The organism is Streptomyces sp. NPDC042259, from assembly GCF_055582085.1.
Map to the genome: position 1 here is coordinate 55,401 of NZ_JBVJDW010000004.1, position 23,042 is coordinate 78,442.

Genomic DNA, 23,042 nt, shown 5'->3' on the forward strand with positions numbered 1-23,042 from the left:
AAGCTCTCGTAGGTCGTGCTCAGCCGGTGTAGGGCGTGCCGTCCTGGTTGAAGAACGCGACGCCGTCCGGCATGTCGTCGGGCAGGTTCTTCGCCCACTCCTCCAGGGCGGCCTGGTCGGCGACCTTCTTCAGGTGCGCCGACATGTAGGGGCGCAGCGGCACCTCGGGGGTGGCCTTCTCGCCGACCCACATCAGGTCGCTCTTGACGTAGCCGTAGAGGCGCTTGCCACCGGTGTACGGGCCGGAGGCCGCGGTCCGGGCGACGGCGTCCGTGGCCAGGTCGATCTGCGGCTTCTTGTCGGCCAGCTCGCCGTACCAGACCTCGGCGACACCCTGGTCGCGGATCATGACGACCTCGACCTTGCGGTCCTTGTCGATCCGCCAGTAGCCGCTCTCGGTCTCCAGGGGGCGGACCATCTTGCCCTCCTCGTCGAGCACCCAGCTGTGCGAGGTGTACTCGAGGAAGTCACGGCCGTCGTGGGTGAAGGTGACTTCCTGCCCGAAGTTGCACTTCTCGGCACCGGGGAAGTCGGCGACACCGGCCCCTTCCCACTTGCCGAGGAGGAAGACGAGGGGCACGAGGCTCGGGTGAAGGTCGGACGGAATCTCGATCATGGGCTCAGACGATCTGTAGGAGAACGAGGAAGGAGGCTCGGGAGGACCTGCGGTCAGCGCTGGCCCTGGTACAGCTTCTTCCAGGTCAGCCCGGCGAATGAGATGACGCCGACGGCGACCAGGACCAGCAGGGTGGTGAAGACTGCCTCAAGCACGAGCGCGCTCCTCGGTCGGAGTGAGGGTGTACGGACCGCTTCGAGTCTAGTCGGCCGCCCGGCGGGAGGCGCTGTGAGGTCGGCCGCCCCGCGCATAGGCTGTGCCGCATGGCGAAGAAGCTCGTGATCAAGGTGACGGCGGGCGCGGACGCGCCCGAGCGGTGCTCGCAGGCGTTCACGGTGGCGGCGGTCGCCGTCGCGAGCGGTGTCGAGGTGTCGCTGTGGCTGACGGGGGAGTCCTCATGGTTCGCGCTGCCGGGCCGGGCGGCGGAATTCGACCTCCCGCACGCGGCGCCGCTGCCGGACCTGATCGACGGCATCAGGGCCGGCGGCGGGACGATCACGGTGTGCACGCAGTGCGCGGCGCGGCGCGGCATCGAGGAGAAGGACCTGATCGAGGGCGCGCGGATCGCCGGGGCTCAGGTGTTCGTGGCGGAAGCGATGGGGGACGGCGTGCAGGCGCTGGTGTATTGAGAAACCAGCCCGTCCGGCGTTTGAGGACGCGCCCGCAGGGCGCCCGCCGCTGCGCGCGGCAAAGGTATGTGGGTGATCCCGGCGGGAGCCTTACCGTTTACCGTCCAGCTCGTCCCACCACTCGTCCGACTTGGGGTCGCCGGACGGGTCGTCCCACCAGCGGTCGTCCGGCCCCCGGCGGTTGGCCGTGATGGCCGCGACCGGCGGGATCAGCATCGCCACGACGCACATGCCCACGGCGACGGGGACGGACCACAGCCGCACCACGGACCACGCCAGGACGAACAAGCCGATGCACGTGCCCATCATGGCGAAGTACACATGGCGTCTCCGCGCGTACATAGCTCCACGGTACGACCGCCCTCCACGCAGCGCGAAGGGCCGCACCCCGGCAAGGCGTCCAACCCCCGGGTGCGGCCCTCCGGCCGTTCGTGTCCGCCGTCAGACGGCGATGGCGACCTCGGCCAGGCCGCCCTTCTTCGCCACCACCTTGCGGTCGGCGGTCGCACCGGGCACGAGGGCCCGCACGGTCCAGGTGCCCTCGGCCGCGTAGAAGCGGAACTGTCCGGTCGCCGAGGTGGGCACCTCGGCGGTGAACTCGCCGGTGCTGTCCAGGAGGCGCACGTAACCGGTGACCGGGTGACCGTTCTGCGTCACCGAGCCCTGGATCGTGGTCTCACCGGGCTTGGCGTTCGAGGCGTCGGGGCCGCCTGCCGTTGCTCCACACATGGGTCTTCCTTCGGGTCGCGAGTGAGGGGATCAGTTGGCGCCGAGCTCGATCGGCACGCCGACGAGCGAGCCGTACTCGGTCCAGGAACCGTCGTAGTTCTTGACGTTCGCCTGGCCGAGCAGCTCGTGCAGCACGAACCACGTGTGCGCGGAACGCTCGCCGATGCGGCAGTAGGCGATGGTGTCCTTGGACAGGTCCACGCCCGCGCTCTCGTAGATCTCCTTGAGCTCGTCGTCGGACTTGAAGGTGCCGTCGTCGTTGGCCGACTTCGACCAGGGGATGTTGCGCGCGGTCGGGATGTGGCCGGGCCGCTGCGACTGCTCCTGCGGGAGGTGCGCCGGGGCGAGCAGCTTGCCGCTGAACTCGTCGGGGGAGCGCACGTCGACCAGGTTCAGGGAGCCGATCGCCTTGACGGCGTCGTCACGGAAGGCGCGCAGCGAGACGTCCTGCGGCTTCGCCCGGTAGGTGGTCGTGGGGCGCTGGGGAACCTCGGCGACCAGGTCGCGGGAGTCCAGCTCCCACTTCTTGCGGCCGCCGTCGAGGAGCTTGACGTCCTGGTGGCCGTAGAGCTTGAAGTACCAATAGGCGTACGCGGCGAACCAGTTGTTGTTGCCGCCGTAGAGGACGACGGTGTCGTCGTTGGCGATGCCCTTGGCGGACAGCAGCTTCTCGAAGCCGGCCTGGTCGACGAAGTCGCGGCGGACCGGGTCCTGGAGGTCCTGCTTCCAGTCGATCCGGACGGCGTTCTTGATGTGGTTCTTGTCGTACGCGGACGTGTCCTCGTCGACCTCGACGATGACCGTCTTCGGGTCGTCGATGCGTGCCTGGACCCAGTCGGCGTCGACCAGGACCTCACTGCGGCGGCTCATGCTGTTCTCCTCCGGGGCAGTTGCGGGTGTGCGCGTGCTGTGCGGTTGCGCGGCGGCATGGGTGCGCGGCGCTGCGCAGCGTGTGATGCGGGGAGTTCGATGCGGCCTCGAGACGGCCGGGAGGGGAAACCGGGGGAACGGGTTCCCGTCAGACACGGCGACAGAGCATGGCGGCGACGCGGCACAGGTCGACTGCCCGCCGCTTCGTGAGATCCGCCTGTCGCTTCATGGGTCCGATCGTAGGGACGGACAGGCGGGTGTGTCACCGGTATGTCGGATGGTGAGACGGGATCATCCGGATAATGGGACGGCGGGGTGGCGATCAGGCCAATCCGGAACCTCGGTAAGCGCCGCGCGCCCCGGGATTCTGCTCTGCGGACGGGGACGTCTCGCTGCGTGGACCCAAGGCGACACGGAGGGGCTTCGCCGGGCCCCGCGCGTCCGCCGGTGGGCCGCTCAGCCCGCGAGGTTGACCTTCTCGCCGCTGAACGTGATGTCCACACCGTCCCGGCCCGCGGCGACCTTCTCGAGCTTGACGCCCTTGGGCAGCCCGCTGAGCTGCCGGTCGAAGTCGGTCTTCGCACGGATCATCTCCTCCGCACCCGGGAACCCGGTGGCGGGGATCTGGTCCGCGCGCACCCGGATGGTGTCCTTGCCCACCACGGTCACCGTGGACACCACACTGCGCTCCACGGTCTGGCCGAACACCGAGAGCTTCCCGGTGACCTTGACCTTGTCACTGCCCGCGTCGGCGTGGCCCACACTCACCCCGGGATCCTGGGCGGCCTTGGTCAGGTCCTCGTAGGAGATGTGCGCGGTGCCGGTCGCGCGCTGCGCGACGGCGGAGGAGAAGCTGCTGTCGATCTCGACGTCGTTCAGCTTCGCCTTGAAGTTCGTGACGCGGATCGAGCGGTCGCCCGCGTTGGCGGTGACGCCCTCCAGCTTGATCTCGACCTCGTCGAGGCTGGAACCCGCGACCTGGGTGAGGAACGGGAAGCCCTTGATGGAGACGTCGGGGGTGCCGGACAGGTTCTGGCTGCTGCGGATCTTCTCCGCGACCTCGTTCTCGGCGAACCAGACCGCTGCGCGGTCGGCGGCCGTGAAAAGGGCGCCCAGCACCACGGCGACGATCAGAAGTATTCGAATGGCGCGCATCTGCTGTCGTTCCCCCAGCTTTCGATCGGACTCCCGGTCGGGTTCAGTGGCGAGCCTAGGGCCTGGCCGGCCGATCTTTGACTACCGGGCTGTCTGTGCCTGTCTGCCTGCGGCGGCGGGTGCCTCTCGCCTGGCCGGCGACTCCTTCGGCCTGCGGCCCGTCTGTGCCGCCTGCGGCGGCGGGCATCCTGCGGGGGCGTCCTCAAGTGCCGGGCAGCCAATTTCAGCCCGTCCGGCGATTGAGGACAGAGCACAGCAAGCCCGTCCGGCCGTCAGACCAGCGCCCGGCCGAGGACGTATACCGCCGGTGCCGCCGCGGCGAGCGGTAGGGCGACGCCTGCCGTCATGTGGACGAACCGGGAAGGGTAGTCGTAGCTCGCGACGCGCAGGCCGATGAGGGCGCAGGCGCCTGCCGCCAGGCCCAGGAGGGCCGCGGACGGGCCGATGTCGGTGAGGCGGCCGGTGGCGATGCCGGAGCCGGTCGCCGCGATCAGGGCGATCAGGGGGGAGGCCACGGACGGCAGCGGCAGCGCGCGGGCCAGGACCGTCACGGCGACGGCGGTCGCGCCCACCACGACGGCGTCGGCGGCCGCGGCCAGATGACCGGCCGCGAGGACCGTGACTCCCGCCGAGGCGACGGCGGCCGTGAGCCCGTACAGCCGCTCGTCGGGGGCGGCGTGGCTGCGTAGCTGGAGCACGAGCGTCAGCAGGACCCACACCCCGAGGGTGCCGATGAGGACGGTCGGCGCGTCGAGGGCGTCCGTGGCCAGCAGCCCGATGTCGGCGGCCACGCCGCCGAGGAACGCGAGCGCGATGCCCTGCCGGGCGGGCCACATGCCGTTCAGCCGGAACCAGCCGGCCGCCGTGACCGCCTGCAGCAGCACCACGGGCACGGCCAGCGCGAACTCACCCAGCGGCGCGGTGAGCGCCAGCAGGGCCGCGAGGACGGCGGTGACCAGGGCCGGCTTGAAACCGGGCGAGAGGATCTGCGGCCGTCCCTCGGCCTTCGCCTTCTCGGCCGCGGTCATCGGCCGCTGGGGGGCCGGCGCGGGCTCGTCCCCGGGCCCGCTTCCCCGGTCCGTCGGGTCCGGCCCCGGCTCGTCGAGCGCCGACGGCCAGGGCGCCGGGCCCGCACCACCGGAAGCCGCGTGCCGTCCCGGGGTGTTCCCGTACGGGGCGGCCCCGTACTGACCCGCCCCGTACGGGCCGGCCGGTGCCTGCTGCGGCAGGGGGTCGCCCGGCCACGGCGAGCCGTACGCGGGCTCCGCCGCCGGGGACGGCTCCCAGCCGCGCTGTTCCCAGCCGCGGGTGTCCCAGGTCTGGGTGGCCGGCTCCTGCTGCGGCTGATAGCCCTGCTCGTCCGTGTGCGAGGGCCACTCCGCAGGCCGCGGCGTCGGCTGCTGCCGCGCGTACGGGTCGTAGGCGTCGTAGGGCCCGGGAGCCGGCGGCTGGACTGCGCGCGGCTGGGCCGCCGGTGGCTGCTCGGGCCGCGCGGCGCCCTGGGGGGGATACGGCCCGTATCCCTCGTCGTAGGGCTCGTACGGCTCGTACGGCTTGCGGTGCTGATTGCTCATGGTGTCGGGATCACCCTCCTGCGAAGGGCGGGAGCACCTCGACCGTGCCGCCCTCGGCCAGTTGGACCGTCGTGTGGTCGCGTGTACCGACGGGATCGCCGTCCACGAGGAAGGAGCAGCGCAGCAGGACCCGCGCGAACTCCGGACGGGCCGCGTGGCGGTGCCGGGCCGCGTCGAGCGCGTCCCGGAGCGTCCGCGCCGCGTACGGCTCCTCGGCCGTGCCGGCCGCGGCCTTCGCCGCGGCCCAGTACCGGATCGTGCCTTCCGGTTCCGGCCGGGCCGGCTGTTCCGGCAGTGCCGGACGTGCCGAGTCTGTCGTCGCCACGGCGACCCCTTTCCTTCTTCCTGCGCCTCCATGATGACGGGTGCCGCGGGTTCCCCGGTCCGCCACCCGCCAAAAACGGGAGGCTCGCTGTCAGTGCGGTCACTTACGCTGCCTATGTGTTGGTACGACTTCTACGGGCGTACTTGAGGCCCTACTCGAAACCGATCGCGCTCGTGGTGTTGCTCCAGCTTCTGCAGACGCTGGCCACGCTCTACCTCCCCACGCTGAACGCGGACATCATCGACAACGGCGTGGTGAAGGGGGACACGGGGTACATCCTCGGAATCGGCGGCTGGATGCTGGCCGTCACGGTGGGCCAGATCGTCTGCGCCATCGGAGCCGTCTACTACGGCGCCCGGACGGCCATGGCGGTCGGCCGCGATCTGCGCGCCACGGTCTTCGACCGGGTGCAGTCCTTCTCGGCCCGCGAGCTGGGCCACTTCGGGGCGCCGTCGCTCATCACCCGCACCACCAACGACGTGCAGCAGGTCCAGATGCTGGCCCTGATGTCCTTCACCCTCATGGTCTCCGCGCCGATCATGTGCGTCGGCGGCATCGCGATGGCCCTGCAGCAGGACGTGCCGCTGTCCGCGCTGCTGCTGATCATCGTGCCGGTGCTCGGGGCCGTGGTCTCGGTGATCATCTGGCGGATGCGACCGCTCTTCCGCGGCATGCAGGACCGCATCGACACCGTCAACCGCGTGCTGCGCGAGCAGATCACCGGCATCCGGGTCATCCGCGCCTTCGTCCGCGACAGCCACGAGCGCGAGCGTTTCAAGGGCGCCAACACCGATCTGATGGACGTCTCCGTGCGGGCCGGCCGGCTGATGTCGCTGATGTTCCCCTCGACGATGCTGGTGGTGAATCTGTCCTCGGTCGCCGTGCTGTGGTTCGGCGGACACCGCATCGACGGCGGGCACATGGAGATCGGGGCGCTCACCGCGTTCCTCAGCTACCTCATGCAGATCATGATGGCCGTGATGATGGCGACCTTCATGTTCATGATGGTGCCGCGCGCCGAGGTGTGTGCCGAGCGCATCCAGGAGGTCCTGGCCACCGACTCCAGCGTGGTGCCCCCGGCCGCTGCGGTCACCGAGCCGCTCCGCGCCGGTCATCTGGAGCTGCGCGAGGTGGAGTTCCGCTTCCCGGGCGCCGAGGAGCCGGTCCTCAAGGACGTCTCCCTGACGGCCCGGCCCGGCGAGACCACGGCCGTCATCGGCTCCACGGGCAGCGGCAAGTCCACACTGCTGGGCCTGATCCCACGCCTGTTCGACGCCACCGGCGGCGCGGTCCTCCTCGACGGCGTGGACGTACGGGACCTGGACCCGGCCCTGATGGCCGAGAGCGTCGGATACGTCCCGCAGAAGCCGTACCTCTTCTCCGGGACGATCGCCTCCAACCTGCGCTACGGCCGTCCGGACGCCAGCGACGAGGAGCTGTGGCAGGCGCTGGAGACCGCGCAGGCCCGGGAATTCGTGGAACGGATGGAGCTGGGGCTGGCCGCGCCCATCGCGCAGGGCGGCTCCAACGTCTCCGGCGGGCAGCGGCAGCGCCTCGCCATCGCCCGGGCCCTGGTCCGCAGACCGGGCGTCTATCTCTTCGACGACTCCTTCTCCGCGCTCGACTACGCCACCGACGCGCGGCTGCGGGCGGCGCTGGCCCGTGAGACGGGCGACGCGACGGTCGTCATCGTCGCCCAGCGGGTGTCCACCATCCGCGACGCCGACCGGATCCTCGTCCTGGACGAGGGGCGGGTCGTCGGCAGCGGGACCCACACCGAGCTGATGGCGGCCAACGACACCTACCGGGAGATCGTGCTCTCCCAGCTCACCGAGGAGGAGGCAGCGTGACGACCCCCGAGAAGCCGTCCTCCGCCGCCCGCCGTGGCCCGGCCCCCGCGGCCGGGATGGCCCGGCACATGGGCGGCCAGCCCACCGAGCGGTCCATGGACTTCGTGGGCTCCGGCCGCCGGCTGCTGGCCATGCTGCGCCCGGAGCGGGGGGTCATCGCCGTCGCGCTGTTCTTCAGCGTCGCCAGCGTGGCGCTGTCCGTCATAGGCCCCAAGATCCTCGGTCACGCCACGGACCTGATCTTCTCGGGTGTGGTCGGCCGGCAGTTCCCCGCCGGTGCGACCAAGGCCGACATCGTCGCCCGGACGCGGCAGAGCGGTGACGGCAAGGTCGCCGACATGCTGGCCGCGATGGACTTCACCCCCGGCCAAGGCATCGACTTCGACGCCATCGGGGTGGTGCTGCTGTGGGTGGCGCTGATCTACCTCGGCATGTCGCTCATGATGTCCGTCCAGGCCCGGATCGCCACGGTCGTCGTCCAGCGGGCGGTCTTCCGGCTGCGCCAGCAGGTCGAGGAGAAGCTCGGCCGGCTGCCGCTGAGCTATTTCGACAAGCAGCAGCGCGGCGAGGTCCTCTCCCGCGCCACCAACGACATCGACAACATCCAGCAGGCCCTTCAGCAGACCCTGAGCCAGATCGTCGCCTCGGCCCTGACGATCGTCGGCGTGCTCGCGATGATGTTCTGGATCTCCTGGCTGCTGGCCCTGGTCGCGCTGGTGACCGTCCCCGTCTCCATCGTCGTCGCCACGAAGATCGGCAAGCGGGCGCAGCCGCAGTTCGTCGCCCAGTGGAAGACCACCGGCAAGCTCAACGCCCACATCGAGGAGATGTACACCGGGCACTCGCTGGTGAAGGTCTTCGGCCGGCAGAAGGAGTCCGCGGAGACCTTCCGCAAGGAGAACGAGGACCTCTACGAGGCGGGCTTCAAGGCGCAGTTCATCTCCGGTGTCATCCAGCCCGCGATGATGTTCATCGGCAACCTCAACTACGTCCTCGTCGCCGTCGTCGGCGGACTGCGGGTCGCCACGGGCGCGCTGTCGATCGGTGACGTCCAGGCGTTCATCCAGTACTCGCGGCAGTTCAGCCAGCCGCTCACCCAGGTCGCCTCCATGGCCAACCTCGTCCAGTCCGGGGTCGCCTCCGCCGAGCGGGTCTTCGAGCTGCTGGACGCGGCGGAGCAGTCACCGGACACCACGGTGGCGGTGGGCCCCGAGCGGGTGCGCGGCGAGGTCGCCTTCGAGGACGTCTCGTTCCGCTACGAGCCGGACACCCCGCTGATCGAGAACCTCTCGCTGACGGTGCGCCCCGGCCAGACCGTCGCCATCGTCGGCCCGACCGGCGCGGGCAAGACCACCCTGGTCAATCTGCTGATGCGGTTCTACGAGGTCAGTGGCGGCCGCATCACCCTGGACGGCACGGACGTCGCCGAGATGTCCCGCGAGGAGCTGCGCGGTCACATCGGCATGGTCCTCCAGGACACATGGCTCTTCGGCGGCACGATCGCGGAGAACATCGCGTACGGCGCGCCGGCCGGCACCTCCATGGCCAAGATCGTCGAGGCCGCCAGGGCCACCCACGTCGACCGCTTCGTCCGTACGCTGCCCGACGGCTACGACACGGTGATCGACGAGGAGGGGGCCAACGTCTCGGTCGGCGAGAAGCAGCTCATCACGATCGCGCGGGCGTTCCTGGCGGAGCCGGAGATCCTCGTCCTGGACGAGGCCACCAGCTCGGTCGACACCCGCACGGAGGTGCTGATCCAGCACGCGATGGCCCAGCTCCGCACGGGCCGCACGAGCTTCGTCATCGCCCACCGGCTCTCCACGATCCGCGACGCGGACGTCATCCTGGTGATGGAGTCGGGCCGCATCGTGGAACAGGGCACGCACGAGTCACTGCTGGCGGCACGGGGGGCGTACGCGGACCTGTACGCGGCCCAGTTCGCCGCGGCGTAGGCGGGGCCGGGCGGGCCGGTTGGGCCGGGCTCAGCCAAAACCAGCCCGTCCGGCGACCGAGGACACCGCCGGCCCCGGTTCGGGGCGCCGTCAGGGCTGGGCTTCGACCCGTTCCACGACTCGGCTCAGCGGCCGCGCTTACCGGGACGACCGTGTCGGCGTGTGCGTCCGTGCGCCCCCTGTGCCCTCCCCCGTTCGGCGGCAGGCAGAGGGCGCCGTGTCGCGGCGCCACCGAGCCGCCCGTGGAGATGCCGGTGGTCGCCACCCGGCGGTGGCCGAGCGAGCGGCCCCGGGCCACCGCGGCCGCCGGGTCCAGGACCTCGCGGTCGCCCGGCGTGGACCGGCCGCCCGAGCCGTCGTGACCCCGGAACGAGAAGGCGATCACGGCGGTGTGCTGCGCGAACACCCGCGCGGCCCGTCGCGGACCGGGGCGTTCCGGCGCGCCGGTGCAGCCGTGCGCGAGTACGACGGCCGGGCGGCCGGCCGGGTGCCGCGCGAGGCCCGGACCGGGCTCGTACCGCGCCTCCAGCCGCACTCCGTCGGCTGTCAAGAGCGCGCCGTGATGACCACTCGAAGTGAGCGACGAAACACAAGGTCGTGCAAAATCGTCCGTACCTCCGAAAGTCAGGTGGGCTATTCTGCTGGGCAGAGAGGATCCGGGCAGAGTCGCCCCCGGGTCCTTTTGTGCATTCGGACGCGTCACCCGCGGCCGATCGCACGCGTGCTCCTAGGGCGCGGAGACCGCAAACCGTACGAATGAGTGCCGCAACGTCCTCGCAGGGACCGAGGAGGAACCGACGTTATGGGCGAGCGAAGCGTGCAGGACAGCAAGGACGACCGTACGACCGAGGGTGGCAGCCGATGAGTTCACTGCTGCTCCTGACCAATGCCCTCCAGCCGTCGACGGAGGTGCTTCCCGCGCTCGGACTGCTGCTGCACAGCGTGCGGGTGGCTCCCGCCGAGGGCCCGGCCCTCGTGGACACCCCGGGGGCCGACGTCATACTGATCGACGGCCGCCGCGATCTGCCCCATGTGCGCAGCCTGTGCCAGTTGCTGCGGTCCACCGGCCCGGGCTGCCCGCTGATCCTCGTGGTCACCGAGGGGGGTCTGGCGGCGGTCACCGCGGACTGGGGCGTCGACGACGTCCTGCTGGACACGGCGGGGCCCGCCGAGGTGGAGGCGCGGCTGCGGCTGTCGATGGGACGCCGGCAGATCTCGATGGACGACAGCCCGATGGAGATCCGTACGGGCGACCTCTCCGTGGACGAGGCGACGTACAGCGCGAAGCTCAAGGGCCGGATACTGGATCTGACCTTCAAGGAGTTCGAGCTGCTGAAGTACCTCGCCCAGCACCCGGGCCGGGTCTTCACCCGCGCCCAGCTGCTCCAGGAGGTCTGGGGCTACGACTACTTCGGCGGCACCCGCACGGTGGACGTGCACGTGCGGCGGCTGCGCGCCAAGCTCGGTCCCGAGCACGAGTCCTTGATCGGCACCGTGCGGAATGTCGGCTACCGCTTCGTGGTCCCGGAGAAGCCGGAGAAGACCGAGCGCCAGGCCGAGGATTCCCCGCCGAAGAGCCCCGCGGACGCCCCACGAACGGAGAAGCCGGAGGCCGTCGCACGCCCGGCGAAGAGGTGAGTGGACCCGCGTAGACTGCCGCCCGTGGCCAAGGTGACGCGGGACGATGTGGCGAGACTGGCGGGGACGTCGACCGCGGTGGTCAGCTATGTCATCAACAACGGTCCGAGGCCGGTCGCCCCGGCCACGCGGGACCGGGTGCTGGCGGCGATCAAGGAGCTGGGGTACCGGCCCGACCGGGTCGCCCAGGCGATGGCGTCCCGACGGACGGACCTCATAGGCCTGATCGTCCCGGACGCGCGCCAGCCCTTCTTCGCGGAGATGGCGCACGCGGTCGAGCAGGCCGCGGCCGAGCGGGGCAAGATGGTGCTCGTCGGCAATTCCGACTATCTCGACGAGCGCGAAGTGCACTACCTGCGGGCCTTCTTGGGCATGCGGGTCTCCGGGCTCATCCTGATCAGCCAGGGCCCCAGCGAACACGCCGCCACGGAGATCGACGCGTGGGACGCCCGCGTGGTGCTGATGCACCGCAGACCCGACGCCATCGACGACGTCGCCGTGGTGACCGACGACGTCGGCGGCGCCCAGCTCGCCACCCGTCATCTGCTGGAGCACGGGCACCCCTACGTGGCCTGTCTCGGCGGGACCGAGGAGACGCCGGTGATCGGCGACCCGGTCACCGACCACGTCGAGGGCTGGCGGCGGGCCATGCGCGAGGCCGGGAAATCGCTGGAGGGCCGGCTGTTCCAGGCCCCCTACAACCGTTACGACGCCTACCAGGTCGCCCTCGGGCTGCTGTCCGGCCCCGACCGGCCGCCGGCCATCATCTGCGCCACCGACGACCAGGCGATCGGCGTCCTGCGGGCCGCCCGTGAGCTGCGCATCGACGTCCCCGGCGAGCTGGCGGTCGCCGGTTTCGACGATGTGAAGGAGGCGGCCCTGACGGACCCGCCGCTGACCACCGTCGCCTCCGACCGCATCGCCATGGCCCGCTCGGCCGTGGACCTGGTCCTCGACGACGCCCTGCGTGTCGCCGGATCCCGGCGCGAGCGGCTCAAGCAGTTCCCGTCGGCGCTGGTCGTCCGGCGCTCGTGCGGCTGCGGCGGCTGAGGGCAGGGCCCGGCCCCTCGGCCGGGAAGCGCAGCAAACCGGGCATACCCACTACTTCTGTCGGGCTTTTTACGCCGCGCTCAGACAGTTCTCATGAAGCCGGAGGACAGTCTCACTCATGACGGAGACGCACCGCCGCAGCGGCGACCACAACCCTGACCAGCGCTCCGGGCAGCAGCCCGGGGCCTACCCGGCCCCTCCGGCGTACGCGCCGGGGCAGCCGGTCGCCACGGCGAGCGGTGTCCCCGTCTGGCCGGGCGGTGCGGGTGGTGCCGGCGGTGCCGGCGGAGCGGGTGGCGGTTACGCCGGGTTCGCGGCGCCCGCCCCCGCCGGTGGCGCCCCTGCCGGACACGCCGCCTCCCGGGCCCGGCGGCGGCCGGTGGCGCTGCTCGCCGCCTGCGCCTTCGTCGCGGCGGTCGTCGGCGGCGGCTCGGCCGCGCTCGTGGGGGAGCTGACGGACGGGCCGGGCAACGGCAGCCAGTCCACGCCGGTGCGGAACGTGTCCTCCAAGAGCGGCGGCGTCTCCGCCGTCGCCAAGGCGCTGCGGCCCAGCATCGTGGAGATCAAGGCCGCCACGTCCTCCGGCCAGTCCACCGGGTCCGGTGTGATCATCACCGGTGACGGTGAGATCGTCACGAACAACCACGTCGTGGCCGGTTCCGACACCGTCAAGGTCAGCCTCAGCGACGGCACCACCAAGAGCGCCAAGGTCGTCGGCACCGACCCCGGCAAGGACCTCGCCCTGATCAAGGTCGAGGGCGGCAGCGGTCTGAAGGCCGCCCAGCTCGGCGACTCCGGCAAGGTCCAGGTCGGTGACGAGGTCGTCGCCATCGGCTCGCCGGAGGGCCTCACCGGCACGGTCACCAGCGGCATCGTCTCCGCCCTGAACCGCGACGTCACGGTCTCGAAGGAGCAGGGCCAGGCACCGGACCGGCGTGACCGCGGCGTTCCCCAGTGGCCCTTCGAGTTCGGCGGAAACGAGTACAACGGCGACACGGGCTCGTCCAAGACCACGTACAAGGCGATCCAGACGGACGCCTCGCTCAACCCCGGCAACTCCGGCGGCGCCCTCATCAACATGAGCGGCCAGATCATCGGCATCAACTCCGCGATGTACGCCTCCGGTTCGGGCTCCGGCACCGGCGACTCGGCCGGCAGCGTCGGTCTCGGCTTCGCCATCCCCGTCAACGACGTCAAGGCGGACCTCGCGAAGCTGCGCGGCGGCGGCAGCGCGTAGTGGCCATGCGGCCGGCTGGGACTGGGCCGGCACCCGGCGCCGTGCGGGCGCGCTGGCGTCGTGCCGGCACCCGACGCCGTGCCGGGGCTCCGGCAGTGCGTGATGGCCGTGCGGCCGGTCGGCACGCTGGCACTGGGCCGGTGCCCTGTGCCGTGCCGGCGCGCTGGCCTCGTGCCGGTACCCGACGCCCTGCCGGCGCTCCGGCAGTGCGTGATGGCCGTGCGGCCGGTCGGCACGCCGGCACTGGGCCGGTGCTCCGTGCCGTGTTCGGCAATGAGCCGGGATTCCGGCGCCGTGCCGGCGCTTCGGGCGTCGAGCCGGTGTTCCAGCTGTGCCACAGCTCCGGCAGCGGTGACGGCCATGCCGCCCACCGGTACGTTGGCGCCGACCGGCGCTCCGGCGGCGTCGTGACGGCACCCTGGCGCCGTGCCCCCAGCTCCGGCACCGACGCCGTGCCCGCGCTCCGGCAGTGCGTGACGCGGCCATGCGGCCGGCCGGCACGCCGGCACTGGGGCGGTACCCGGCGTCGCGCCGGTACCCCGCGCCGTGCCACAGCTCCGGCAGCGTGCAGGCACAGGCGCAGCGCCAGCGCCCCGGCAGCGTGCCGGCCAAGGCACAGGCACAGGCTCAGCGCCAAGCGCAAAGGCAAAGCGCCAGCGCCCCGGCGGCGTGGCACGCTGAGGGGCGCGGCACACACACCGTTTCGTCCCGCCGCGTCCTTCCATGACCCGTGAACCCCGTGAGGTACCCGCGATGAGCCCCGTCGAGCACGGTGACCAGCCCGCCCGCATTCTGGTCGTGGACGACGAACCCGCCGTCCGTGAAGCGCTGCGCCGCAGTCTGGCCTTCGAGGGCTACGGCACCGAGCTGGCCGTCGACGGGCTCGACGCCCTCGACAAGGTCGACGCCTACGACCCCGAGCTGATCGTGCTGGACGTCCTCATGCCCCGCATGGACGGGCTGACGGCCGCCCGGCGGCTGCGGGCCGCCGGGACCACCGTGCCGATCCTCATGCTCACCGCCCGGGACACCATCGGCGACCGCGTCACCGGCCTCGACGCCGGCGCCGACGACTACCTCGTCAAGCCCTTCGAGCTGGACGAGCTGCTGGCCCGCATCCGGGCCCTGCTCCGGCGCAGTTCCTACGCGACCGCCACCGGCTCGGGGCCCGCCGACGCGCACGCTCTCACCTTCGCCGACCTGCGGATGGACCTCGCGACCCGCGAGGTGACCCGGGGCGGGCGGGCGGTGGAGCTGACCCGGACCGAATTCACGCTGCTGGAATTGTTCCTCACCCACCCCCGGCAGGTCCTCACCCGGGAGCAGATCCTCAAGTCCGTGTGGGGCTTCGAGTTCGAACCCAGCTCCAACTCCCTCGACGTGTATGTGATGTACCTGCGCCGCAAGACCGAGGCGGGCGGCGAGCCGCGCCTCGTGCACACCGTGCGGGGCGTCGGATACGTCCTGCGAGCCGACGGCGGCGCCGAGCACACCGTGCGGGGCGTCGGATACGTCCTGCGAGCCGACGGCGGCGCCGAGTGATCCGAAGATTCGGCCGCCTGCCCCTGCGCTCCCGGCTCGCCCTGCTGACGACCGCCGCCGTCGCCGTCGCGGTGGCGCTTGCCGCGGGCGCCTGCTGGCTGGTCACCAAGCAGCAGCTCGGCCACCAGCGTGACGAGACGCTGACCAGCGCCCGGGCCGACAAGGACTACCTCAGCGCGCTGCTGCGCAGCTGTGACGCCAACCCCGCGGGCGTGCCGGGGCAGCCCGGTTCGTACACCGTGCAGATCGTCACCGCCGGCGGTCTGGTCTGCACCACGCTCGGCAAGTCACCGGTCCAGGTCGACGACGCCGATCTGGCGGTCGCCCAGGGGCGGCTGTCGGACACGCTCCACAACGCGACGGCCAGGGACGGCACCCGGATGCGGGTCGCGACCTCCGCGGGCCCGCTGCCGAACACCGCCGTGTCCATCGCCCAGCCGCTGAGCGAGGCCGACAAACCCCTCAACTCCCTCGCGCTCCTGCTGGTTATCACCGCCGGGGTGGGCGTGCTGGGCGCGGCGACGGCCGGACTGTGGATCGCCCGTGCCGGGCTGCGGCCCGTGGACCGGCTGACCGGGGCGGTCGAGCACATCGCCCGCACCGAGGACCTGGCGGTGCGCATCCCCGTGGACGGCGAGGACGAGATCGCCCGTCTCTCCCGCTCCTTCAACTCCATGACCGCGGCCCTCGCCTCCTCCCGCGACCGGCAGCAGCAGCTCATCGCGGACGCCGGGCACGAGCTGCGCACGCCCCTGACGTCGCTGCGCACCAACATCGACCTGCTCGCGCGCAGCGAGGAGACGGGCCGGGCGATCCCGCCGGAGGACCGCAAGGAGCTGCTGGCGAGCGTCAAGGCGCAGATGACGGAGCTGGCCGCGCTGATCGGCGACCTCCAGGAGCTGTCCCGGCCGGACGGCGCCCCCGGCGGCCCGGTGCGGGTGCTCGCCCTGCACGACATCGCCGAGCGGGCCGTCGGCCGGGCCCGGCTGCGCGGGTCCGGGCTGACGATCACGGCCGAGCTGCACCCGTGGTTCGTCCGCGCGGAGCCCGCCGCCCTGGAACGGGCGCTGGTCAACCTCCTCGACAACGCCGTGAAGTTCAGCCCGCCGGGCGGGGAGATCGCCGTGCGGCTGGCCGGCGGCGAGCTGACCGTACGCGACCACGGGCCGGGCATCCCGCCCGAGGAACTGCCGCACGTCTTCGACCGCTTCTGGCGCTCGCCCACCGCCCGCAGCCTGCCGGGCAGCGGCCTCGGCCTGTCGATCGTGGCCCGCACGGTGCGGCAGGCGGGCGGCGAGGTGACCCTGCGCACGGCCGAGGGCGGCGGCACGGTGGCTTCCGTGCGGCTGCCGGGCGCGCCGGCGGCCCCGCCGGTGCTGCCGTAGGCGCGCCCGGCAGCCGCCGGACGGACCGGGCGGCCGAACCCGGCCGGGTACACGAGGAAGGCCCCCACCATGGGTGGGGGCCTTTCCCGTTCCGTGCGCCACCAGGGACTCGAACCCCGGACCTGCTGATTAAGAGTCAGCCGCTCTAACCAACTGAGCTAGCGGCGCGGAATGAATATTACATGATCCATTCGGTGGGCAAAAGATTCCGCTAACGGGCCTCGCCGACGGGCAGTTCCACCCCGGTCAGCTCCGCCCGGATGCCGTCCCGCTCGACCTTCACATGGCGCAGGTGCAGGTCCCGCGCCTCCTTCGGCAGTTGGAAGGAGAGCGAAAGCCGGTCCGACAACTCGGGCGGCCGCAGTGCGATCAGGGCCGACACCAGTTTCGGATCCACACCGATCCGCTTCAGCAGCCACGGGTGGTCGACCACGACGTCGACCAGGTTCACCCGCGTCAGCCGCTCCACGAAGCGGGGCGCGCCCGTCACCTCGCGCAGCCGGTCCTCGTCGCGCAACGCGAGCGCCGCGGCCTCCTTCGGCACCCCCAGCCGCTCGGCCACGGCGGGCACCGACAACAGCGCCTTCACCCGGGCGGCGTCCCGGCTGATGCGCTCGGCGGTCTCCCGGTGCAGGACGAGCCCCTTGTCCTTGCCCGGGCGGTACGTGGCGACCCGGGGAATATCGACGCTCATCCCGTCGATGTCGGTGGAGATCCCGCGGTCGCCGTCCCGCCGCAGCCGGGCCTGCGCCCGGACGCGCAGTTCCTCACCGGCGACGGACAACGTCCCGGCCGCGCGGATCGCATTGCCGCCGTGGTCACTGAATTTGACCTGCGAGGCACCGAGTTCCCGGTTCAGGTCGTCGAAGGCCAACAGGACCTCGCCGTCCAGATTCCCGATGACGGCACCGCGCACATCGGCCGGGAGATTCCCGGTCAGCCGCACGTCCCGGGCGCTCGCCTTCACCTTCGCCAGCGAAACCCGGTCCGCCGCCACGTCCGGCACGGTCGCGTCGACGCGCGAAAGCCGTTTCGCGAAGACCTGGGTGAGAAAGGGAAAGCCGTGGATGTCCACCTGCGGGGCCGCCTCCAGATGGAGTTGCCGCTGAAGCGCCTGCTGGGCCTTCTTCTCGGCGTACATCACCGCGCAACGGTCGGCGAGCACGAGGAATGCGGCACAGGCCACGACGGCGAACAGCAACTTCACCGTGAGCGGCACGGCGGAGAACCGGCGACGACGGCGCCGGGAGCGCCTGGCACGCCGGTGGTCGGGCGGCGACCAGGCGTCTTCCCCGCCGGATTCCCCGGCCGGGGCGTCGTGCGGGGGATCGTCCGGCGGATCGTCGTACCTCAGCCCCAGGCCCAGGGGATCGTCGTCGGTCCGGTCGTCGGCCGCGTCGGCTACGCCGGCCGGTATTTCGTGCAGAGTCTCTTCCGGGTCGGCCAGGGAAGCGAGTTCGTCATACGGATTGGGGGGACGGGAAGGTATGCGTGTGGGGGTTCGCATCACCACATCCCACCACGCGTGCGGACCCCGGACGCAAGGCCTACTGCCGGTTACGCGTAAATCCTGCGCTATTTCCGGCCGTTGGAGGGATGTGTTTTCCCCCACGGTGAACCGGCCGTTTAGCGTGGCGGCAAGGCACAAGCCGGGACGCTTTCACCAGGCGAGTGCCGTGTGTATGCCGTGTGTGCCTTGACCGACCTGACGGGAGAACGTACTCATGATCGTGGTGACGGGAGCGACCGGAAACGTAGGCCGCGAACTGGTGGACCGGCTGCTTACCGCCGGCACCCCCGTGCGGGCGGTGAGCCGTGACCCCGAGCGGGCGGGCCTGCCGGCGGGCGTCGAGGTGGTACGGGCCGATCTGACCGGCGGGGCGGAACTGGACGCGCTCCTGACCGGCGCGCGGGCGCTGTTCCTCAACATCGCCGCCACGGGCCTGGAGGCGGGCCCCCTGATCGACGCGGCGGTGAAGGCCGGGGTGCGGCGGATCGTCCTCAACTCCTCGATGGCCGTCACCGGTACGCCCGCCGACGAGGACGGCTTCATCGCGCGCGCCCACGCGGCGGCCGAGCGCGCGATCCGGGACTCGGGCGTGGAGTGGACCTTCGTGCGCGGCGGCATGTACGCCACGAACGCCTTGCAGTGGGCGGAGCCGATCCGCGCCGAGGGCGTCGTGCGCGGCCCCTACGCGCGGGCCGTCGCGGCCCCCGTGCACGAGGCGGATCTCGCGGACGTCGCCGCCGAGGCGCTGCTGGACACGACGGGCACGCACCTCGGCCAGGCCTATGTGGTGACCGGCCCGGTGGGGCTGACGGTGGCGGAGCAGGTCGGCACCATCGGCCGTGTCCTCGGCCGGCCGGAGGTGCGCTTCGAGGAGGTGTCCTTCGAGGAGGTGTCCTTCGAGGACGCCCTCGCCGCCATGGAGCGGGCCGGCGTCCCGACGGTCGCCGCCGAGGACATCATCCGGTACTCCGGGGCCACCGTGGGCCAGAAGCCGTTGGTCACGGACGCCGTCCAGCGGGTGACGGGCCACCCCGCCCGCTCGTTCGAGCAGTGGGCGCGGGACCACGTGGCCGACTTCCGCTGACGGGCTCCGCTGACGGGCCGGTGCCACCGCCTCGCACGCGGGACGGGTCGGGGACGGGCTCGGCCCGCCCCCGACCCGCGACACCCGGTCTAGATCGCGTTGACGTTCGCGGCCGCGGGGCCCTTCTGGCCGTCCTGGATCTCGAACTCGACGTTCTGGCCCTCGGCCAGTGTCTTGAAGCCATTGCCCTGGATCGCCGAGAAGTGGACGAAGACGTCCTTGGACCCGTCGGCGGGGCTGATGAAGCCGAAGCCCTTCGCCTCGTTGAACCACTTGACCTGGCCCGTGATCTTCGCCATCGCGATTCCTCCTGTCGGTGCGATCAAAGATCACCGTCTCACGCCGTGCGGGCGAAGGAGCGCGATTTCCGGCCGACTTGGGACCGGTGCGGGATCAGCCGCGGCGGCCGCCGCCGCCGTACCCGCCGCGACCGCCCGAACGCTCCTCGCGGGGCCGGGCCTCGTTGACGTTGAGCTGGCGCCCGTCGAGTTCCGTGCCGTTGAACCGCTCGACGGCCCCGGCCGCGTCACCGTCGCCCATCTCGACGAACGCGAAGCCCTTCGAACGGCCCGTGTCGCGGTCGGTGACGATGCTGACGCTCTGCACCGGACCCGCCTCCCGGAAGAGTGCGGTCAGGTCGCCCTCCGTCGTCCGATAGCTCAAGTTGCCCACGTAAAGCCTCTTCGACACGGTCGACTCTCCCTCGCTGTGACGGCCGGCTGCGCCGAACCGACCCGAACCGTCGCAGCCGCACCGGACGCGGACAAGAGCCCCCGGCCCCTTTCCGGCCACGGCCACAACATCCTCACCAAAGCGACAGACCCCGGCGCGGTGATCTTCGATGCCCCGCGCGCGTGTTCGGGCCGGCCACAACAGCCCGTCGCGGCCCGAGGTCACTTCACGATCGTGATCCGGTCACCCTTCGGCGGAGCCAGCGGCGAGGCCGCCGAGGAGTGCGCGGTGAGGTACGAGGTGAAGGCATCGAGGTCCGAGGCGCCCACGAGCTTGTTCTTGCCCTCCTTGAAGGCGGGGAAGCCGTCGCCGCCGCCCGCGAGGAACTCGTTCATCGCGACCCGGTACGTCTTTCCCGGGTCGATCGCGGTGCCGTTCAGCTTCACCGACGAGGCGACGACACGGTCCGCGCCCTGCTTGGTGAGGTCGAGCGTGTAGGTCAGCCCCCGGCTCACCTGCAAGATCTTCGGCTGCGGCTCGTTGGGGCCGCTGACCTGCTGCTGGAGGGCGGCGATGACCTGCGCGCCGGTGAGGTCGACGACGTTCGTCATGTTGGTGAACGGCTGGACCGTGAACGCCTCGCCGTAGGTCACGACGCCGTCGCCCTCGGCGCCCGACGCCTTGAAGGCGAGGTCCGAGCGGATGCCGCCGGGGTTCATGAACGCGATCTGCGCGCCGCCCTTGTCGGCCGGGGCCAGGGCCTCCAGCTGGGCGTCCGTGAGCACATCGCCGAGCGGCTTCTCGTACGCCTCCGAGCCGCGGCCGTTGATGTCGGCGGAGATGTAGCCGACCGGCTTGTTCGCGACCGGGGCCGCCAGGGTCTTCCAGCGGTCGATGAGCCGGGTCATGTCCGCGGCCTTGGGCTGCTCACGGTCGACGACGTGGTTCGTGGCACGCGGGCCCTTGACGCTCGTCCGGACGATGTCCTTCGTCCGCCGGTCGTAGGTCAGCGTCGTGTCGGTGTAGACACGGCCGAAGGAGGCCGCCGAGGTGACCGTGCGCGGCGCGCCCGACGGGTCGGGGATGGTGCAGGCGTAGGCCTGGTGGGTGTGGCCGGTGACGAGGGCGTCGACCTTCGGGGTCACCCTCTTGGCGATCTCGACGATGGGCCCGGAGATGCCCGCGCCCGCGCCCGGGGTGTCGCAGTCGTAGTTGTACGAACCCGACGCCGGCATGCCGCCCTCGTGGATGAGGGTGACGATGGACTTCACGCCCTGGCGGTCGAGTTCCTTGGCGTACTTGTCGATCGTCTCGACCTCGTCGTGGAACTTGAGGCCCTTGACGCCCTCGGCCGTCACGACGTCCGGGGTGCCCTCCAGGGTGAGACCGATGATGCCGATCTTCACGCCCTTGTGCTTCCAGATCGTGTAGGGCTTCAGGATCGGCTTGCCGGTCTTCTCGTCGGTGACGTTCGCCGCGAGGTAGGGGAAGTCCGCGCCGCGGAACTTCTTGCCCTTCTCGAAGCAGCCCTCCTTGGGGTGGCAGCCGCCCCGCTGCATGCGCAGCAGCTCGGCGCGGCCCTCGTCGAACTCGTGGTTGCCGACGGAGGTGGCGTCCAGCTCGATCTTGTTGAGTGCCTCGATGGTCGGCTCGTCGTGGAAGAGGCCGCTCATCATCGGGCTCGCGCCGATCATGTCGCCGGCCGCCGCGGTGATCGAGTACTCGTGGCCCCGGCGGGCGGTGCGCAGCGAGTTGGCGAGGTATTCGACGCCGCCCGCCGGTATGACCTTCTTCGTGCCGTCGGGCTGCGTCTCGGTGACGGTGCCGGAGGAGCCCTGCGGGGCCTCCAGGTTGCCGTGCAGGTCGTTGAAGGAGAGCAGCTGCACGTCGACCGTGCGGCCGTGGCGCTGCTTGCCGCTGTGCGCGCTGTCGGCGGCCACCGTGCCGTTCGCGCCCGCCGGGGCGGCGGCGGAGAGCACTCCGGCGGTGGCGGCGAGCACGGCCGCGGTGGCGGTCAGCCGTCCGGCGAGGCGCTTCCGTGGCGGCGTCGCATGAGGCGTCGCGGGCATTTGTTCCCCTTTGTAATGATGTTGTGCTGGTGTTACAGCAGGTGGGTCGGCCGCAGCTTACGGTCAACGCGCGTAGCGCGACAGGAGGGTTGAGGTGACGAATTGGTAGCTTCCGGCCGCCGGTTCCCTGCCGGTTCCCCGTCACTTCCCCACCGGCCGGGCGGGCACGCCACGGCGTACCCCCGGTAGCGCCCCGCCCGGGTCGTAGGCTCAAGGCCATGAGTGACGTGGTGGTGTACGACGCGGGCGGACCGCGGTCGATCGAGGTTCTGCCGGAGCTGGCGCCCGAGCTGGTGCGGGAGGTGCTGTCGCTGGTGGCGGAGGCCGCCGACGCCGACGGTCAGCCGGCCGTCTCCGAGCAGGGCCGGTTGCAGCTCGAAGGGGTGCGGCCGGGGGTGCGGCACCTGCTGCTGCGGGACTCCGACGGCGAACTCGTCGGATACGCCCAGCTGGAGGACAGCGATCCCGTGGAGGCCCCGGCGGGCGAGCTGGTCGTCCGGCCCGGCCGGCGCGGTCGCGGCCACGGGCGGGCGCTCGGCACGGCGCTGCTGGCCGAGTCGGGCAAGCGGCTGCGGGTCTGGGCGCACGGCGGGCACCCGGCCGCCCGGCACCTCGCGCAGGTGCTCGGGCTGAGCCTCTTCCGCGAGCTGCGCCAGATGCGCAGGCCGCTGGCCGGTCTCGACCTCCCCGAGCCCGCCCTGCCCGAGGGCGTGCGCGTACGGACGTTCCGTCCCGGCGAGGACGACGAGCGGTGGCTGGCGGTGAACGCCGAGGCGTTCGCCCACCACCCCGAGCAGGGCTCGCTCACCCAGCGGGACCTCGACGACCGCAAGGCCCAGGCCTGGTTCGACCCGAAGGGCTTCTTCCTCGCCGAGAAGGACGGCGACATCGTCGGCTTCCACTGGACGAAGGTCCACGCCGACCAGGGGATCGGCGAGGTGTACGTGGTGGGCGTGCGGCCCGGCGCGCAGGGCGGCGGGCTCGGCCGCGCGCTGACCGCGACCGGACTGCGGCACCTGGCGGGCGAGGGCCTGCCGACGGCCATGCTCTACGTCGACGCGGACAACAAGCCCGCCGTCACCGTCTACGAGCGCCTCGGGTTCCAGGTCTACGAGACGGATCTGATGTACCGCTCGGAGAGCTGAGCCCGTT

Annotated in this window: 22 protein-coding genes and 1 tRNA gene; 10 read left to right on the forward strand and 13 right to left on the reverse strand. The window is 71.5% G+C overall.

The window, feature by feature from the left end:
• Positions 1 to 19: 19 nt before the first annotated feature.
• The gene (locus ACZ6MA_RS12455; protein WP_365380825.1) at positions 20 to 616 is read right to left on the reverse strand and encodes a heme-binding beta-barrel domain-containing protein; all 597 of its coding nucleotides are present in this window, start codon (positions 614 to 616) and stop codon (positions 20 to 22) included.
• Positions 617 to 879: 263 nt separating this feature from the next.
• On the opposite strand from ACZ6MA_RS12455, the gene ACZ6MA_RS12460 reads away from it, so the two are divergent.
• Entirely contained in the window at positions 880 to 1,245 is a 366-nt protein-coding gene (locus ACZ6MA_RS12460; protein ID WP_469433241.1) for a DsrE family protein, read from the forward strand.
• A 90-nt stretch (positions 1,246 to 1,335) separates the two neighbouring features.
• Here ACZ6MA_RS12460 and ACZ6MA_RS12465 read toward each other — a convergent pair whose 3' ends face one another.
• The 7 genes from ACZ6MA_RS12465 to ACZ6MA_RS12495 all read right to left on the reverse strand — a co-directional run bounded on the left by ACZ6MA_RS12465 (position 1,336) and on the right by ACZ6MA_RS12495 (position 5,868).
• On the reverse strand, positions 1,336 to 1,587 hold the full coding sequence (locus ACZ6MA_RS12465) for a DUF3099 domain-containing protein (protein WP_184736275.1): 252 nt from the start codon (positions 1,585 to 1,587) through the stop codon (positions 1,336 to 1,338).
• 99 nt (positions 1,588 to 1,686) lie between these two features.
• Positions 1,687 to 1,974, reverse strand: coding sequence for a DUF1416 domain-containing protein (locus ACZ6MA_RS12470; protein WP_469433242.1), 288 nt, complete (start codon positions 1,972 to 1,974; stop codon positions 1,687 to 1,689).
• A gap of 30 nt (positions 1,975 to 2,004) precedes the next feature.
• Positions 2,005 to 2,844 (reverse strand): sulfurtransferase, encoded by an 840-nt coding sequence (locus ACZ6MA_RS12475; RefSeq protein ID WP_469433243.1) that lies wholly within the window; start codon positions 2,842 to 2,844, stop codon positions 2,005 to 2,007.
• Positions 2,845 to 2,992: 148 nt separating this feature from the next.
• Positions 2,993 to 3,073: a putative leader peptide gene (locus ACZ6MA_RS12480; RefSeq protein ID WP_356454418.1), complete on the reverse strand. Its 81-nt coding sequence runs from the start codon at positions 3,071 to 3,073 to the stop codon at positions 2,993 to 2,995.
• A 227-nt stretch (positions 3,074 to 3,300) separates the two neighbouring features.
• Complete coding sequence (locus ACZ6MA_RS12485) at positions 3,301 to 3,999, reverse strand: LmeA family phospholipid-binding protein (protein ID WP_469433245.1); 699 nt, start codon at positions 3,997 to 3,999, stop codon at positions 3,301 to 3,303.
• A 272-nt stretch (positions 4,000 to 4,271) separates the two neighbouring features.
• On the reverse strand, positions 4,272 to 5,573 hold the full coding sequence (locus ACZ6MA_RS12490; protein WP_469433247.1) for a hypothetical protein: 1,302 nt from the start codon (positions 5,571 to 5,573) through the stop codon (positions 4,272 to 4,274).
• A gap of 10 nt (positions 5,574 to 5,583) precedes the next feature.
• A complete protein-coding gene (locus ACZ6MA_RS12495) occupies positions 5,584 to 5,868 on the reverse strand; it encodes a MoaD/ThiS family protein (RefSeq protein ID WP_469434074.1) in 285 nt (94 codons plus the stop codon).
• Positions 5,869 to 6,014: 146 nt separating this feature from the next.
• Here ACZ6MA_RS12495 and ACZ6MA_RS12500 point away from each other — a divergent pair, with 146 nt between their 5' ends.
• From ACZ6MA_RS12500 to ACZ6MA_RS12530, 7 genes are all read left to right on the forward strand, one after another.
• Entirely contained in the window at positions 6,015 to 7,748 is a 1,734-nt protein-coding gene (locus tag ACZ6MA_RS12500; protein ID WP_469433248.1) for an ABC transporter ATP-binding protein, read from the forward strand.
• 68 nt (positions 7,749 to 7,816) lie between these two features.
• Positions 7,817 to 9,703: an ABC transporter ATP-binding protein gene (locus ACZ6MA_RS12505; protein ID WP_469434075.1), complete on the forward strand. Its 1,887-nt coding sequence runs from the start codon at positions 7,817 to 7,819 to the stop codon at positions 9,701 to 9,703.
• An 861-nt stretch (positions 9,704 to 10,564) separates the two neighbouring features.
• Complete coding sequence (locus ACZ6MA_RS12510) at positions 10,565 to 11,341, forward strand: response regulator transcription factor (RefSeq protein WP_469433250.1); 777 nt, start codon at positions 10,565 to 10,567, stop codon at positions 11,339 to 11,341.
• Positions 11,342 to 11,365: 24 nt separating this feature from the next.
• Positions 11,366 to 12,391 (forward strand): LacI family DNA-binding transcriptional regulator, encoded by a 1,026-nt coding sequence (locus ACZ6MA_RS12515; RefSeq protein WP_469433252.1) that lies wholly within the window; start codon positions 11,366 to 11,368, stop codon positions 12,389 to 12,391.
• 118 nt (positions 12,392 to 12,509) lie between these two features.
• The gene (locus tag ACZ6MA_RS12520) at positions 12,510 to 13,628 is read left to right on the forward strand and encodes a S1C family serine protease (RefSeq protein ID WP_469433253.1); all 1,119 of its coding nucleotides are present in this window, start codon (positions 12,510 to 12,512) and stop codon (positions 13,626 to 13,628) included.
• A 753-nt stretch (positions 13,629 to 14,381) separates the two neighbouring features.
• A complete protein-coding gene (locus tag ACZ6MA_RS12525; protein WP_469434076.1) occupies positions 14,382 to 15,170 on the forward strand; it encodes a response regulator transcription factor in 789 nt (262 codons plus the stop codon).
• Positions 15,167 to 16,555, forward strand: a complete 1,389-nt coding sequence (locus tag ACZ6MA_RS12530) for a sensor histidine kinase (protein ID WP_469433255.1) — start codon at positions 15,167 to 15,169, stop codon at positions 16,553 to 16,555. Before ACZ6MA_RS12525 ends, ACZ6MA_RS12530 begins: the two co-directional genes overlap by 4 nt.
• A 94-nt stretch (positions 16,556 to 16,649) precedes the next feature.
• Here ACZ6MA_RS12530 and ACZ6MA_RS12535 read toward each other — a convergent pair.
• Both ACZ6MA_RS12535 and ACZ6MA_RS12540 read right to left on the reverse strand, forming a co-directional pair.
• Positions 16,650 to 16,723 (reverse strand) — tRNA-Lys (locus tag ACZ6MA_RS12535).
• A gap of 43 nt (positions 16,724 to 16,766) precedes the next feature.
• A complete protein-coding gene (locus ACZ6MA_RS12540; RefSeq protein WP_469433256.1) occupies positions 16,767 to 18,062 on the reverse strand; it encodes an LmeA family phospholipid-binding protein in 1,296 nt (431 codons plus the stop codon).
• Between the two features lie 217 nt (positions 18,063 to 18,279).
• Between ACZ6MA_RS12540 and ACZ6MA_RS12545 the strand changes: the two genes are divergently transcribed.
• The gene (locus ACZ6MA_RS12545; RefSeq protein ID WP_469433258.1) at positions 18,280 to 19,149 is read left to right on the forward strand and encodes an NAD(P)H-binding protein; all 870 of its coding nucleotides are present in this window, start codon (positions 18,280 to 18,282) and stop codon (positions 19,147 to 19,149) included.
• Positions 19,150 to 19,238: 89 nt separating this feature from the next.
• Here the strand turns inward: ACZ6MA_RS12545 and cspE are convergent, their stop codons facing one another.
• The 3 genes from cspE to ACZ6MA_RS12560 all read right to left on the reverse strand — a co-directional run bounded on the left by cspE (position 19,239) and on the right by ACZ6MA_RS12560 (position 21,890).
• Entirely contained in the window at positions 19,239 to 19,448 is a 210-nt protein-coding gene (gene cspE / locus ACZ6MA_RS12550; protein ID WP_469433259.1) for a transcription antiterminator/RNA stability regulator CspE, read from the reverse strand.
• A 94-nt stretch (positions 19,449 to 19,542) separates the two neighbouring features.
• On the reverse strand, positions 19,543 to 19,839 hold the full coding sequence (locus ACZ6MA_RS12555) for an RNA recognition motif domain-containing protein (protein WP_469433261.1): 297 nt from the start codon (positions 19,837 to 19,839) through the stop codon (positions 19,543 to 19,545).
• Between the two features lie 203 nt (positions 19,840 to 20,042).
• Positions 20,043 to 21,890: a bifunctional metallophosphatase/5'-nucleotidase gene (locus ACZ6MA_RS12560; protein ID WP_469433262.1), complete on the reverse strand. Its 1,848-nt coding sequence runs from the start codon at positions 21,888 to 21,890 to the stop codon at positions 20,043 to 20,045.
• Between the two features lie 218 nt (positions 21,891 to 22,108).
• Here ACZ6MA_RS12560 and mshD point away from each other — a divergent pair, with 218 nt between their 5' ends.
• Positions 22,109 to 23,035, forward strand: a complete 927-nt coding sequence (gene mshD / locus ACZ6MA_RS12565; RefSeq protein ID WP_469433264.1) for a mycothiol synthase — start codon at positions 22,109 to 22,111, stop codon at positions 23,033 to 23,035.
• Positions 23,036 to 23,042: the final 7 nt, after the last annotated feature.

Excerpts from the sequence above, each read along its gene's own strand:
- ACZ6MA_RS12475 (WP_469433243.1), bottom strand. The coding sequence starts at position 2,844 with ATGAGCCGCCGCAGTGAGGTCCTGGTCGACGCCGACTGGGTCCAGGCA.
- ACZ6MA_RS12460 (WP_469433241.1), top strand. The coding sequence starts at position 880 with ATGGCGAAGAAGCTCGTGATCAAGGTGACGGCGGGCGCGGACGCGCCC.
- cspE (WP_469433259.1), bottom strand. The coding sequence starts at position 19,448 with ATGGCGAAGATCACGGGCCAGGTCAAGTGGTTCAACGAGGCGAAGGGC.
- ACZ6MA_RS12520 (WP_469433253.1), top strand. The coding sequence starts at position 12,510 with ATGACGGAGACGCACCGCCGCAGCGGCGACCACAACCCTGACCAGCGC.
- ACZ6MA_RS12465 (WP_184736275.1), bottom strand. The coding sequence starts at position 1,587 with ATGTACGCGCGGAGACGCCATGTGTACTTCGCCATGATGGGCACGTGC.
- ACZ6MA_RS12510 (WP_469433250.1), top strand. The coding sequence starts at position 10,565 with ATGAGTTCACTGCTGCTCCTGACCAATGCCCTCCAGCCGTCGACGGAG.
- ACZ6MA_RS12505 (WP_469434075.1), top strand. The coding sequence starts at position 7,817 with ATGGGCGGCCAGCCCACCGAGCGGTCCATGGACTTCGTGGGCTCCGGC.
- ACZ6MA_RS12540 (WP_469433256.1), bottom strand. The coding sequence starts at position 18,062 with ATGCGAACCCCCACACGCATACCTTCCCGTCCCCCCAATCCGTATGAC.
- ACZ6MA_RS12490 (WP_469433247.1), bottom strand. The coding sequence starts at position 5,573 with ATGAGCAATCAGCACCGCAAGCCGTACGAGCCGTACGAGCCCTACGAC.
- ACZ6MA_RS12485 (WP_469433245.1), bottom strand. The coding sequence starts at position 3,999 with ATGCGCGCCATTCGAATACTTCTGATCGTCGCCGTGGTGCTGGGCGCC.
- ACZ6MA_RS12545 (WP_469433258.1), top strand. The coding sequence starts at position 18,280 with ATGATCGTGGTGACGGGAGCGACCGGAAACGTAGGCCGCGAACTGGTG.
- mshD (WP_469433264.1), top strand. The coding sequence starts at position 22,109 with ATGAGTGACGTGGTGGTGTACGACGCGGGCGGACCGCGGTCGATCGAG.
- ACZ6MA_RS12560 (WP_469433262.1), bottom strand. The coding sequence starts at position 21,890 with ATGCCCGCGACGCCTCATGCGACGCCGCCACGGAAGCGCCTCGCCGGA.
- ACZ6MA_RS12470 (WP_469433242.1), bottom strand. The coding sequence starts at position 1,974 with ATGTGTGGAGCAACGGCAGGCGGCCCCGACGCCTCGAACGCCAAGCCC.
- ACZ6MA_RS12455 (WP_365380825.1), bottom strand. The coding sequence starts at position 616 with ATGATCGAGATTCCGTCCGACCTTCACCCGAGCCTCGTGCCCCTCGTC.
- ACZ6MA_RS12480 (WP_356454418.1), bottom strand. The coding sequence starts at position 3,073 with ATGAAGCGACAGGCGGATCTCACGAAGCGGCGGGCAGTCGACCTGTGC.
- ACZ6MA_RS12525 (WP_469434076.1), top strand. The coding sequence starts at position 14,382 with ATGAGCCCCGTCGAGCACGGTGACCAGCCCGCCCGCATTCTGGTCGTG.